This is a genomic window from Pleomorphochaeta naphthae (assembly GCF_055396005.1).
The window spans coordinates 2,747,020-2,759,741 of sequence record NZ_AP042457.1 but is presented as its reverse complement, the minus strand read 5'-3'; the positions used below and the strand labels follow the sequence as shown (position 1 = coordinate 2,759,741).

Sequence of the window (12,722 nt, the reverse complement as noted above, 5' to 3'; positions counted from 1 at the left end):
ATTATTTTTTAATTTGTTTAATTTAATTTTTGTGGAATAAAACCAGAAGAAGTTAAATAATAAATTTCAGAAATATCATTTTCTTTTAAGTATTTTTCAACTAAATCGAAACCACAGTTTAATGAGTCTTTTGAATGAGAATCTGAACTTACTATTATTTTAGAATTAAATTTCTTTAATATATTAAAAAGGTTGAAATCTGGATATGGAGAAGTTCTATATCCTCTAGAAATTGCACCAGTATTGATTTCAATTATTTTATCAAGTTTTGTTAATTCATCTATAACACTTTTCATTAAATCTAAATACCACTTTTGTGAAGTGTGGAATAGTTTATATTGTTCATTGAATTTTGTATAAAGATCAAAATGTCCCATAATATCGAAGTTGACATTTTTAGCGAAAGAAAGCAAATCTTCATAATATTTAATTAAAAATTTCTTTTCTCCTCCACATAATTCAACTAGTTCTTTTAAATGTTCTAAATCGTAATCTATTGGATATATATCATTATTAAATTTTAAAAAGTGTACAGAGCCAATAGTATAGTCCACAACTCCCTCATGAGTAGGATTTAGAGAATCTAATTCTAATCCTTTGTATATTTCAATTTGGGGATATTTATCATTATATGAAGATAAGAGATTTGAATAATTAATTTGTTCACTTTTCATTAATTCTTTGCAATCAATTTCGTAACCACACTCAGCATGTTCACTAAAACCAATTGAAATAAAATTTAATTCAATAGCTTTTTCAATTATCTCTTGAGGGGTATTTTTCCCATCACTGTATGTTGAATGAGTATGTAAATTTGATAATATCATTGTTTTTCCTTCTTTAGAATGATATTTACATACTCTAAAGTATTAATCAAGAAGAATAAAACTGTTAATTGGTATAAAGTTTATTTAGTTGTTTGAACTTATATATAAAATCTATTGAAAAAAAGAAAGAGTCCCAAAATATTTTTGAGACCCTTTATATTATCGTTTATTATCTATTTTTCACACCATTTCTTTAAGAAAACATTTGCAGATCTGTTCATTTCTTTCATAAACTCACTTGAGTATTTTCTTAAATAAAACTGATCTGCGATTGTACCTGTATTTTCAAAAGGAAGAGTATTGTTTTTACGTGCTCTCTCTTCATGCTTTGAATAAGTTTTTTCAATTTCCTCTTTAGTTTGTTCTTTATATGTATCAGTAAAGAAGATGCTACTAGCATCAGGTCTAACTAAAGGTTCTGTTAATAATTTTTTTGGTTTCCCAAAAATTAGCATAGAAGCTGGTACTACATGAGAAGGTAGATTTAGAAGTTCTTGGACTTGTTCAAAATTTTCAATAATATCCCCAACATAACAGGAACCATAACCTAATTGATCAATAGCAATTGTTGCGGTTTGGGCTGCTATCATAGTATCTTGCATAGCTAGATGAAAATCTCCTAAACTAGGAGTTCTTATAGGAATGTTGGTCTTTTCAGCAGTATTGCTATATTCAAAATATTTCAACCAACGATGGAAATCTGCTAAGAAGACCCAAACATGAGGGGCTTTTTTTATCATAGCTTGTTCATCACAAAGATGAGAAAGTTTTTCTTTTATTTCTTGTGATTCCACTTCTATTATAGAATATAGAGTTAAATTACCAGCTGTTGGAGCTTGTAAAGTAATTTTTTTAATTAAATCAATATCTTTAATGTTAATCTTCTCGTCTAAGAATGCTCTATGTGAGCGTCTATTTAATAATTTATCTATCATATTTCTATTATACAAAAACTAAAGGGGCTATTATAGCCCCTTAGTGTTATTTTCTTGTTATGTTTATTCTTCTACAACAGAGAAGTCTTCTTTGCTAGCTCCACATAAGGGACATACCCAATCATCTGGAATATCTTCAAATGCTGTTCCAGGTGCAATTCCACCGTCAGGATCGCCTTCGGCAGGGTCATAAATATAACCACATAAATCACATTCATATTTTTTCATTTTTTTCTCCTATAAGACAGTAGTCTTTATATAATATTATCAACTAATATGGCAAACGGCAAGAATTTCTTTTATAGTTTTGCAAAATTTATAATGAAAATCTTTAAATTTAAGTGTTTTTTAGATAAAAAATATAATTAATTTCTACAGCTAATAGAAGTATTGAACTATTTTACTGTATTTTGTGAATATTTTTTATTTTTAAATTTATAAATTTGATAAAATTCAAAGTAAATTGTGAAAAAGTATACTAGATTTTAGTATTAATAAAACACTTCTTTTATATAACTTGGTACTGATGTTTTTAAAAAAACAATAAGGCTATTTACCTTATTGTTTTAATGATTATTTAACAAGAGATATTATAAATTGCAAGAATCTCTTTCAAAGTTTTACAAAATTTTTGTTTAAATGGTTCAGGTTCAAGAATTTCTACTGATGGGCCACATTGAATTATTCTTAAGATGAGTTCAATTGAATTTTCTACATCAAAGCTATAAATGAAATAATCATCTTTTTCTTCAATTTTAGGACTTGTATGTTTTAAATTGTTGAAGGCATTTATTGCAGAAATTTCTTTAACTTTTATTTTAAGAGGTATTACATCAATTGGTTCATATTCATTTTGTTGTTGAGGCATTTTGAATGGTCTAAGGTTATCTGGAATAGTGTAAGTTTGCTCTAAAATTATAGCTTTAGTAATGGTACTAATATCAATCGTTACCATTTCAGTAGTATGCCTAAGTCTACCTGTTACGCTTATAGGATTTCTTCCTGTTGCATCTTCTCTGAATCCTATAAAATATGGAGCTACTTCAGATATTTTTTTCTGATTGTCTATAGTTTGTTCAATTTTTACTATTCTACCAGAAACCCAAGAATCTATTAAAACATCTAAAATAGTATTATATTTTGAATTTCCACTTTTTTTCTGGATTGCTTTATCAATTTCTTCAGATAGTTGGACAATATTGTCGCTAATTTTAGGAGCGTATGATCGCATATTCAAAGCTATTTTTCTTAGACCAGAGGCTAAATGTGGATTTTGAAATTCAGAGTTTTGAGCAATGACTTCAGCAGACATATTAAAGGCAAGACTCTCATAAATACTTAAAGCAATATTGTCGTCATTATTCTTATCACTCTTTATTTTTATTAAATTGTTTTCTTCAAAAACGTCGATATATTGGCTTAATTCTGAAACGTATCTACTTATAGTAGATCTATGGACACCAAGTCTTCTAGCTATTTCAGCTCTTCTTAAACCTTCAGGGTGAGAAAGTAGTAATAATTCTAATTGCGCAACGCGTTCGCCTTTCATAAAAATCTCCAAAATTAATTTATGCACCAAAGTGCAACATTTATACAATAACATAAATTTTAGAAAATGCAACAAAAAAACAACAAAATAAGACAATAATCTAATTTTATCTTAATTTTATTTTGTTTTAAGAGAAACAAAATATAGTTAAGAAAAAAAATAAAAGTTAGATAATAAGTGTGGTATAATAATACGACTTATTATTAGGAGGATTAAAATATGAAATTAGGAGCATTTTCAATAAGTCTTTCAGTAAAAAATTTAAAAAAATCTTTAGAATTTTATAAAAAGTTAGGATTTACAGAATTTAAGGGTAGTTTATCACATCATTGGGTAATAATTAAAAATGGAGAGTGTGTAATAGGATTATTTGAACATATGTTTGAAGAAAATATTATTACTTTTAATCCTGGTTGGGATAAAGATGCAAATGAAATTAGTGATTTTGATGATATCACAAAGCTTAAAGATGAGTGTATAAAACAAGGCATTCCATTATTATCTGACAACGTCGAAAAAGGTGGTCCTGGGAGTTTTATGATTGATGATCCTGATGGAAATATTATATTATTTGATCAACATGTATAAGCTTGTAATTACTTTCATTATGTATTAAATATATAGTGATATTATATTATTAGGAGGCCATTTATGAGTGAAAAAGAAATGAAAGAAGCAATTGAAAAAATTGAAATCAAACTTTCCTATGCTGAAGAAATGGTTGCTCAACTTAATGAAATTATCATTGCCCAACAAAAAGAAATGGGAATAATGAATAATCATATAACAAAGTTAGAGAGAAAAGTTGCTCAGTTAATGGAAGAGAGTGAAAGTGCGGACCTTCCAAATAGAAGGCCACCTCATTATTAAGACCTTTTTTGCCAATGAGATTTTGCTTCAAAAACGACCGTTTTTGAACCATTTTCTTCTTCCCTAATAAGTTTATGGTTAAAAATAGGATTTTCCCCTTCTAATGCTAAGGGGGCAGCGCTGTTTGTTATCATTTGGACTTTATCTTTTATAAAAGTTTCTTTTAGCCAAGAAACATCTATGTTTTTAACAATATATTTATCTCTAAAAGAGTTAGGCATTGATCTTAGAACCCATCTGATGTATGAAATATTGTTAACATGTTTATTAAAATCTGTATCTGAATAGTTGATTATAGGTGTTGTTGTGCTTAAAATGGGTAAATCATCGTTGAAAAATTCTCGTTTGTTTATATGAAATTTTCTATCACGAGCTTCAGAAGGAACTCCAATTTTTTCAAGAATATGAGTTGGTTCTATAGGTCTTTTTGTGTTTATATCTAAAATAGCCCAAAGAGTTGTAGCTTTAAATAATAGATTTCCATCTTTATCTTTTGCCTCAACTATTCTAGGAACTAAAATTCGTCTAAAAGGTAATTCAGCCCAAGTTGAAACAATTACTGGTTCTCTCCATTTTGGATATTTAAAAATTTCAATGTTTTCCCTTGAAATTACCCAAGTTAAACCTTGATCGTTTAAATCATATATTGAGCATTTTAAAAGAGATGAATGATATCCTGCTATTTCTTGTACTACTTCAAAGCACCAATCGAGGTTTGCTAATAAATGTGAATCACAATTAAATGTGAAAGGCATATATTCTTCAACAAAAACATTATTTTCACTAAGACCGATTATATTGGTATTTGTAGGCATTTTGAGTATTTTCCTCCAACTGTGTATTAAATATACTGCAATTATGTTTGTTTATTCAATAAGAGTTACATAAGTAGCTTGCTTAAGAATAAAATAAAAGGAATCGTGAAAATGCAAGCTAAAGTTGATAAACCTAATAATGATGAAGCATATAATTCGTCTTTATTAAACTTTAAAGCAAAAGTAGTTGTTGTAGCTCCAACAGGGCATGCCATTGCAATTATAACTATTGTTTTAATCATTTCTGAACTATTTAATTTGAATAAGAAAAGTAAAATAATTATTGGTATCACTATATTGTGTATTAATAAAATGTAATATCCTCTTATATTTGTGAACATGTTTTTAAATGGAGTTTTCATAATTGTAGCACCAACAATTAAAAGAGCTAAAGGGCTATTCATTGATCCAATTGTTGCTAGTGGAGATACTATGAATTCTGGGATTCTAATCGAAAGAAAATAAAATAAAAGTCCCAAAAAAATAGCAATCATATTTCTACCAGTGAAGATTTTAATTAATTGTTCTTTTATAGGTAATTTTTCTAACATACTAATTCCATAAGACCAACAAATAATATTGAATGCTGTTATAAAGCCAGTACAATAAAATACACCTAAGGACCCATATAAAGCATACATTAAAGGCAGGCCAATGAATCCACAATTTGAATACATCACAGCCATTCTCTCTACAAGATAATCCCTTTTATCTGTTTTCTTTATAACTATTAATGATATCAAAATTGCAATAATAATTGATAAAAACGAAAGTAGAAAAACTAGAAGCAAGCCTTCAACTTGTTCTTGATTGTAATCTCTTTGATAAGAGGTGAATATTAAGAGAGGACTAACTATTTCTAATAAAAGGTTTGTTAAGCTTTTTAATCCATTATTATGAATTAGTCCTTTCTTATAAGCATAGGCTCCAATAAATAAGATTATTAACATTTGGAGAATTTGAAAACTAGTTTGGGTAACTATATTCATGGAGCTCAATCTTCTCTTTTAAAGAATCTTAATATACTTCTTCCATATTTTCTTTCATCAAAAGTTATCAAATCTCCAATTTTTTCTGGCCATTGAGATTTCTCTTCACTTGGATAATGGATAATAAATAAACCACCTTTTTTAACAATTTCGGATTTAGCTATAAGTTGAGTTAATTCAACTTTCCCATCCATTGGAAAGGGTGGGTCTGCATAAACGATATCATAAGAGATTTTAGATGTTGGAACAAATCTTTTAACATCTGAGATAAATAGTTTTATTGTTGTATCAACAAAAGAAATATTTTTTAATATGACATTCTTTTTACCCCTATCTTTCTCAACTAAGTGAACTGGATTTGCTCCTCTTGAAGCAGCTTCAATACCTACACAGCCACTTCCACTAAACAAATCAAGAAAAGAATAGTTATCTAAATCTCCAAGAATAGAGAAAAGAGATTCTCTCATCCTATCCATTGCAGGTCTTATAACCCCTGGAGGGCAAGTTATAATTCTACTTCTATATTTTCCACCTGTTATTCTCATATTACCTCTATTCCTGTGCAAAAGGATTAGCTGTTTGAAGAACCTTTTCAATTACTCTATTATCAAGTTTAATAAAACCTGGATCATCTAATAAAATTCTATCACAATAATCTCTTGCAATCTTTATTAATTCAAAGTCGTTTACTAAAGAGGCAAAGTTCAATCTTAAGAATCCAGATTGTTTTGTTCCCAAAATATCACCAGGTCCTCTTAGAACTAAATCTTTTTCAGCAATGTAAAAGCCATCATTTGTTTCTCTCATTACTTTTAATCGATCTTTGCCAAGCTCACTAATATTATCATCAAAAACTAAAAAGCAAAAAGATTGAAGATGCGATCTTCCAACTCGGCCTCTTAATTGATGTAATGCTGATAAACCAAAAATATCAGCATGTTCAATGATAATACATGTTGCATTTGGTACATCAATGCCTACTTCTATAACACTAGTTGATACTATATATGATAATTCACCTTTTTTAAATCTGTTTAAGATAGAAATTTTTTCATTATCATCAATTTTACTGTGCAAAAGTGCAGAAGGAATTCCAGGATATTCTTTTTTAAGATATTCAAACATATTTGTTACATCTCTTAATTCTTGAGGTCCTGAATCATCTATTCTTGGATATACAAAATAGGCTTGATGACCACGTTTGAATTCAACACCAACTGCCTTATACATTCGCTTTCGAGATTTCTCTCCTACAAGATGTGTAATTATTGGTTTTCTTCCAATAGGCAAAGTGTTAATTGTCGATATGTTTAAATCTCCAAAAACTGTTAATGCTAATGTTCTTGGAATTGGAGTTGCACTCATCATGAGTATGTTTGGTTTGATTCCCTTTGCTAATAATTTTGCTCTTTGATTTACTCCAAATCGGTGTTGCTCATCTATTATAATATATTTTAGATTTTTAAATTCTACATTATCACTAAAAAGGGCGTGAGTTCCAATCAATAGTTGAATAGATCCATTTTTAATGCCCTCTAGTATAGGTTTTCTTTGTTTTGTTTTAACAGATCCTGTTAATAAGGCTATTGTTATTCCTAAAGGTTCTAATAGTTCAGCAGCTTTTTGTGCATGTTGATTTGCTAAAAGTTCAGTTGGAGCCATAAATGCTACTTGATGATTTTTAGATATTTCATGAAGGGCAGAAGCCCAAGCAATTAAAGTTTTACCAGCTCCAACATCGCCTTGAAGCATCCTATTCATGGCTCCTTCGTTATCTAAATCTTGTCTAATTTCTTTTAGTGTTTTTATTTGATCATTTGTTAATTTAAAATTTAAGTTTGCAATAAATTTAACTTCTAAATCAGAAGGAAAGCTTTTTTTGTTTTTTATAGTTCTGTGAATTTCTACGTCTTTACGTGCAAGAATTTGCATGTAAAATAATTCGCTTAGTGCTAAGGTTTTTTTAGCTAGTTTAAGCTGTTCAATGTTTTTAGGAAAATGATAAGCTCTAATAGCTTGATTAAAAGGCATTAGATTTAATTCTTTCATCATTGATTGTGGAAGCTCATCTTCAAATACTATTGGTTGGGATAATATTTCAATAATATTTTTTTTAATTAGTTTTTGAGTTAAAGAACCTTTTAAGGGGTAAAGAGGTAATATTTGTCCAAAAGGTGGAGGTGGATTTTCTATATCTTTTATTTCATATAATTCAAAACTAGATGCTTGAAGTTCCCCATTATGATGTGAGACAGTAGCATAAATATAATAAATTTTGTCGACTTTAATCATTTTCTGAAGGAAGTTTCTTCCAAAACATAATAGACTAAGTCTTTTTGAACCAAAATAACTTTCAACTTTTATTTTTAAAGTTTTTCCAGATTTAGAAAAAGCTCCAAAAAAGGAATGAGATTTTATAACAACGAAAGTATTAATTTGCTTACTTTCATTAAAATAGGGAGGTAAATCTTCTAAATTAATTAATCTAGTTCTGTCCTCCCTGTCTCTAGGGCTTAGTAAAAGTAAATCTGCGTACGTTTTTATCCCTAAAGAAGCATAGCTTTCTTTAGCAGAATTTCCAACTCCCTTTAAATTTGTAATTTTAGTTGAATAATTCCTTATAAACATACTTTTTAACCTTAGGCATTAAGTAAATAAGCAATGAGATAATTTAAAAGTTGCTTTAATATAATATATGAAAATATTGAAAATACTGTACTAGTTATTAGTAAAGTTCTATCAGAAATTATTTTGCTGAAGAAAAATACTTTTTGAATCCAATTTAAAAAGCCACCAATTATATTTTCAAGACCTCTAATTAGGTTTATAGAATTGGGGCCTCTTTTATAACATAAAACTAATCTTATTATTAAAAGTATTATTAAAATTACAAAGAATGGAGAGATTAGATATGCCCACAATGTGTTTAATATCAATGCTAAAACTACATATAGTGTTATGGTTCCTGTTGAACCAAACATGGAGAATAAGCTCTGTAATACTGATATAAGAGCAAAAGCTAAAAGTGGCGTAAAGTCAATGTTATTAGTTTTCAAAATGTTAACGTTTCTAAATAAATTTAAATACGGATCAACTATTTTATTTAAAAGTTGTACTACACTACTATTATTTAAATTACTTAGAGATGAAAACCAGGATAAAATAATCCTTATCCAAATTAATAAATTATAAAAAGTTAAAAGTTGAGCAATAACTAGTGCTATTTTCATTAATAAAGTTGATTCTTGTATATTCATTTTTACCTCAATTAAACCAGATTTCTAAAACTTCTGGTCTCTCATTTATTTTTTCAATAAATTCTTCGCTATACCTGACATTAAATACTACATTACAATCAATTGTAATTGATTCTTGTTCTTTTTCTTCTATTTCATCATCTGTTGATGTTAATACTTCTTTTTCTAAAATTAATTTAAGATCTAGAGGCCCAGAGTTCTGCATTATAATTTTCTTTAATTCTGAAAGCCCTATTTCTTTAGCTACATTATAATCTAATTTTATATTACATGAAGATAAAGCGATAGGTGGTAAATTTTTAGGATCGACTATATCTTCTATTTCAAAATCTATTTTTTCTTCATCTTTATAATTTTTTTTAAATTTACCAATAAAACCATAGATTGTATCTACTTCACATTTGCTTGCAAATTTTTCATATACTTTACCAAATAGGCCACTGTCTATACTGCCATTAGCATCTGCAAGTGTTAAGAAAGCCATTTTCTTCCCACTTTTAGCTGTAAAGTCTCTTTTTTGTGTAACTGTGGCAATTAAAGCTGTCTTTTTATCCAATACAAATTTTTCAGGTTTTGATAAATCAAATATAACGCTGTTTTTAATCTCTTTTTTATATAAATCTAAAGGATGTCCTGATATATAAAACCCAAGTAATTCTCTTTCTCTTTCAAGTTTTTCTAAAATATTCCAATCAGGTAATTCTGGAATTTCAAATTCATTATAACTATCTTGTTCAAATTCTTCAAATAAGCTCATTTGACCTATTTCTTTATCTTCAATTATTCCTTGAGCAAACTTTACAGCTTCAGGTAAAGCTGAAAGAAGAGATGGCCTATTTATTTTTAAGGAATCAAACGCTCCTGCTATAATTAGAGATTCTAAAAGTTTGGAGTTTAATACTTTTGGATTACTTCTTTGGAGAAAATCCATGAAACTTTTATAAGGTCCATTTTTTTCTCTCTCTTCAATTATTTTAGCAACAGCTACTTCTCCAACATTCTTAATTCCAGCAAGACCATAAACGATTTTATTATCTACTACGCTAAAACTTTTTTCAGAATAATTTATCGAAGGTGGTAAGATTTCTAATCCCATATTTTCAGCAACATTTAAGTATTCCTTAAATTTGTCTGGGTTATTCATTTCATTAGTTAAGTTAGCTGCTAAGAATTCTGCTGGATAATTTGCTTTTAAATATGCTGTTTGATAAGCGACAATTGAGTAAGCTACAGCATGAGATTTGTTAAATCCATAACCCGCAAAAGGTTCAAGCATTTCAAAAATCTCTATAGCATGTTCTTTGCTATGTCCCTTTTTTGCAGCTCCTTCTATAAATATCTTTTTTTGTTCTTCTAGTTCATATACCTTTTTCTTACCCATTATTCTTCTAAGAATATCAGCTTGTCCTAAAGAATAACCTGCAATTATTTGGGCAACTTTCATTACTTGTTCTTGGTAAACTATAACTCCATAAGTAGTCTTTAGTTCATCCTCTAAAGCTGGATCTGCATATGTAATTGGTTGTCTATTATGCTTGCATTCAATAAATTGAGGGATGTAAGCCATGGGACCTGGTCTATATAGAGCATTTAAAGCTACAAGATCTTCTATATTACTTGGTTTTGCTTGCTTTAATATTTTTTGCATCCCTGTAGATTCAAATTGGAAAACACAGGAGGAGTCCCCATTTTGTAACATCTTGAAGGTTGCTTCATCTGTTTCACTTATATTTTCAATTGAGAAATTTTTGTCTTTCTTATGAATTAAATCTACACAGTGTTTAATTAAAGTGAGGGTTTTTAACCCTAAGAAGTCCATTTTAACTAAACCACAATCTTCAATCAAATCCATTGTATATTCTGTAGATACTGCTCCTGTTTTTGGATCTTTATATAGTGGTACATAGTTAGTTAATTCTTCTCTACCTATAACTACCCCAGCAGCATGGGTTGAAATGTGTCTATTTAATCCTTCAAGTCTTCTAGCTACAGCGAATAGAGTTTCATAGACACCACCTTGATCTCTTATTTCTCTAAGCTCTTCACTCATCTCAAGGGCTTTATCGACACTCATTTTTCTTTCGTCTGGTATAAGCTTAGCAATTCTATTTGCTTCAGCAAAAGGAATATCTAAAACTCTTGCACAGTCTTTAATTACGGCCTTTGTTTTTAAAGTTCCAAATGTTGCAATTTGAGATACTTTTTCTACTCCATAATGCTCAGTAACATAATCAATTACTTCGCCTCTTCTCTCTTGGCAGAAGTCAATATCGAAGTCGGGCATACTAACACGATCAGGATTTAAGAATCTTTCGAATAGAAGATTATATTTCATAGGATCAACATCTGTTATTCCAAGAGAATAAGCTACAATAGAACCTGCTCCAGAGCCTCTTCCAGGTCCAACAGGTATATTATGTTGTTTTGCCCAATAGATATAATCTCTAACGATTAAAAAATATCCTGGGAATTTCATATCTATAATAATCTTTAACTCATATTCCAATCTTTCTTCATATTCTTTAGGAACAGGATTATATCTTTTTTTAAGTCCTTCTTTTGATAGATGAATCAAATATTCTTCTTCATTTTTAAAGGGTTCGGGTATAGTTGATGCTGGTAAAATTGGTCCTGGGAAATTTATTTCTAAATTACATCTACTAGCAATTACATTAGTATTTTCTACAGCTTCTGGGTAATCTTTAAAAAGTTCAGCCATTTGATCTGGGCTTTTAAAATAGAATTCTCTACCCTTAAATCGCATTCTCTTTTCATCGCTTAATTTAGCACCAGTTCCAATACATAGTAAAACATCTTGTGCTAACCAATCAGTATCTTCTATATAGTGAATGTCGTTAGTACAAACTAATGGAATATTTGTTTCTTTTGCAATTTCAGCTAGAATTGGATTTGTAGCTTTTTGCTCTTCAAGACCATGGTCTTGAAGCTCTAGGTAGTAACGGTTATCGTCAAAAACACTTTTATACCAAAGAGCTCTTTCTTTTGCTTTGTCAATTTGTCCTTGTTGAATTAATTGTAAGATTTCTCCTCCTAGACAGGCAGAGAGACAAATGAGACCTTCGTTATATTTCTTTAATAATTCATCATCAACTCTAGGTTTTTTATAAAATCCTTCTGTGTAAGATATAGAAACTAATTTAAGTAAGTTTCTGTATCCTGTTTCATTCATAGCTAATAAAATTAGATGATATCTTTTAGTATTATCCTCATAACCCATTTTTTTTCTTAAAGTATGGCCTTCAGGATTAGAATAAACTTCACAGCCAATGATAGGGTTTATATCTGCAGATTTGCAAGCTTTGTAAAATCTTAGAGCACCAAAGAGATTTCCATGATCAGTTATCGCAAGACTTTTCATATTGTATTGTTTAGCTTTTTCTATATATCTGCTTATTGGGGCAGCCCCATCTAGTAATGAAAAGTCGGTGTGATTATGAAGGTGAACAAAATTTGTCAATG

At 29.0% G+C, this 12,722-nt stretch carries 12 protein-coding genes; 2 read left to right on the top strand and 10 right to left on the bottom strand.

Going from position 1 to position 12,722, the window contains the following annotated elements; translation table 11 throughout:
* Positions 1-17: 17 nt before the first annotated feature.
* From ACZ5SO_RS12595 to ACZ5SO_RS12580, 4 genes are all read right to left on the bottom strand, one after another.
* Positions 18-827, bottom strand: a complete 810-nt coding sequence (locus ACZ5SO_RS12595; protein ID WP_464625054.1) for a histidinol-phosphatase HisJ family protein — start codon at positions 825-827, stop codon at positions 18-20.
* Between the two features lie 173 nt (positions 828-1,000).
* On the bottom strand, positions 1,001-1,762 hold the full coding sequence (locus ACZ5SO_RS12590) for a nitroreductase family protein (protein ID WP_464625052.1): 762 nt from the start codon (positions 1,760-1,762) through the stop codon (positions 1,001-1,003).
* 63 nt (positions 1,763-1,825) lie between these two features.
* On the bottom strand, positions 1,826-1,990 hold the full coding sequence (gene rd, locus ACZ5SO_RS12585) for a rubredoxin (RefSeq protein ID WP_464625050.1): 165 nt from the start codon (positions 1,988-1,990) through the stop codon (positions 1,826-1,828).
* 349 nt (positions 1,991-2,339) lie between these two features.
* On the bottom strand, positions 2,340-3,311 hold the full coding sequence (locus ACZ5SO_RS12580; protein WP_464625049.1) for a helix-turn-helix transcriptional regulator: 972 nt from the start codon (positions 3,309-3,311) through the stop codon (positions 2,340-2,342).
* Positions 3,312-3,530: 219 nt separating this feature from the next.
* Between ACZ5SO_RS12580 and ACZ5SO_RS12575 the strand changes: the two genes are divergently transcribed.
* Together ACZ5SO_RS12575 and ACZ5SO_RS12570 are read left to right on the top strand one after the other, a co-directional pair.
* The gene (locus tag ACZ5SO_RS12575) at positions 3,531-3,899 is read left to right on the top strand and encodes a VOC family protein (protein WP_464625047.1); all 369 of its coding nucleotides are present in this window, start codon (positions 3,531-3,533) and stop codon (positions 3,897-3,899) included.
* 63 nt (positions 3,900-3,962) lie between these two features.
* Entirely contained in the window at positions 3,963-4,181 is a 219-nt protein-coding gene (locus tag ACZ5SO_RS12570; RefSeq protein ID WP_464625046.1) for a SlyX family protein, read from the top strand.
* Here the strand turns inward: ACZ5SO_RS12570 and ACZ5SO_RS12565 are convergent.
* The 6 genes from ACZ5SO_RS12565 to dnaE form a co-directional block, all read right to left on the bottom strand.
* Positions 4,178-4,996, bottom strand: a complete 819-nt coding sequence (locus ACZ5SO_RS12565) for an acyl-[acyl-carrier-protein] thioesterase (protein WP_464625045.1) — start codon at positions 4,994-4,996, stop codon at positions 4,178-4,180. The two genes, ACZ5SO_RS12570 and ACZ5SO_RS12565, sit on opposite strands and share 4 nt — an antisense overlap.
* Before the next feature lie 65 nt (positions 4,997-5,061).
* On the bottom strand, positions 5,062-5,985 hold the full coding sequence (locus tag ACZ5SO_RS12560; protein ID WP_464625044.1) for an AEC family transporter: 924 nt from the start codon (positions 5,983-5,985) through the stop codon (positions 5,062-5,064).
* A gap of 5 nt (positions 5,986-5,990) precedes the next feature.
* Positions 5,991-6,530 (bottom strand): 16S rRNA (guanine(966)-N(2))-methyltransferase RsmD, encoded by a 540-nt coding sequence (gene rsmD, locus ACZ5SO_RS12555; RefSeq protein WP_464625042.1) that lies wholly within the window; start codon positions 6,528-6,530, stop codon positions 5,991-5,993.
* Between the two features lie 7 nt (positions 6,531-6,537).
* Positions 6,538-8,613, bottom strand: a complete 2,076-nt coding sequence (gene recG, locus ACZ5SO_RS12550) for an ATP-dependent DNA helicase RecG (protein WP_464625041.1) — start codon at positions 8,611-8,613, stop codon at positions 6,538-6,540.
* 11 nt (positions 8,614-8,624) lie between these two features.
* On the bottom strand, positions 8,625-9,242 hold the full coding sequence (locus ACZ5SO_RS12545) for a YggT family protein (RefSeq protein ID WP_464625040.1): 618 nt from the start codon (positions 9,240-9,242) through the stop codon (positions 8,625-8,627).
* A 7-nt stretch (positions 9,243-9,249) separates the two neighbouring features.
* Positions 9,250-12,720, bottom strand: coding sequence for a DNA polymerase III subunit alpha (gene dnaE, locus ACZ5SO_RS12540; RefSeq protein WP_464625039.1), 3,471 nt, complete (start codon positions 12,718-12,720; stop codon positions 9,250-9,252).
* Positions 12,721-12,722 lie beyond the last annotated feature (2 nt).

Bases quoted from the DNA above. Each gene is read 5' to 3' on its own strand.
- ACZ5SO_RS12595 (WP_464625054.1), bottom strand. From the start codon at position 827: ATGATATTATCAAATTTACATACTCATTCAACATACAGTGATGGGAAA.
- ACZ5SO_RS12590 (WP_464625052.1), bottom strand. From the start codon at position 1,762: ATGATAGATAAATTATTAAATAGACGCTCACATAGAGCATTCTTAGAC.
- rd (WP_464625050.1), bottom strand. From the start codon at position 1,990: ATGAAAAAATATGAATGTGATTTATGTGGTTATATTTATGACCCTGCC.
- ACZ5SO_RS12580 (WP_464625049.1), bottom strand. From the start codon at position 3,311: ATGAAAGGCGAACGCGTTGCGCAATTAGAATTATTACTACTTTCTCAC.
- ACZ5SO_RS12575 (WP_464625047.1), top strand. From the start codon at position 3,531: ATGAAATTAGGAGCATTTTCAATAAGTCTTTCAGTAAAAAATTTAAAA.
- ACZ5SO_RS12570 (WP_464625046.1), top strand. From the start codon at position 3,963: ATGAGTGAAAAAGAAATGAAAGAAGCAATTGAAAAAATTGAAATCAAA.
- ACZ5SO_RS12565 (WP_464625045.1), bottom strand. From the start codon at position 4,996: ATGCCTACAAATACCAATATAATCGGTCTTAGTGAAAATAATGTTTTT.
- ACZ5SO_RS12560 (WP_464625044.1), bottom strand. From the start codon at position 5,985: ATGAATATAGTTACCCAAACTAGTTTTCAAATTCTCCAAATGTTAATA.
- rsmD (WP_464625042.1), bottom strand. From the start codon at position 6,530: ATGAGAATAACAGGTGGAAAATATAGAAGTAGAATTATAACTTGCCCT.
- recG (WP_464625041.1), bottom strand. From the start codon at position 8,613: ATGTTTATAAGGAATTATTCAACTAAAATTACAAATTTAAAGGGAGTT.
- ACZ5SO_RS12545 (WP_464625040.1), bottom strand. From the start codon at position 9,242: ATGAATATACAAGAATCAACTTTATTAATGAAAATAGCACTAGTTATT.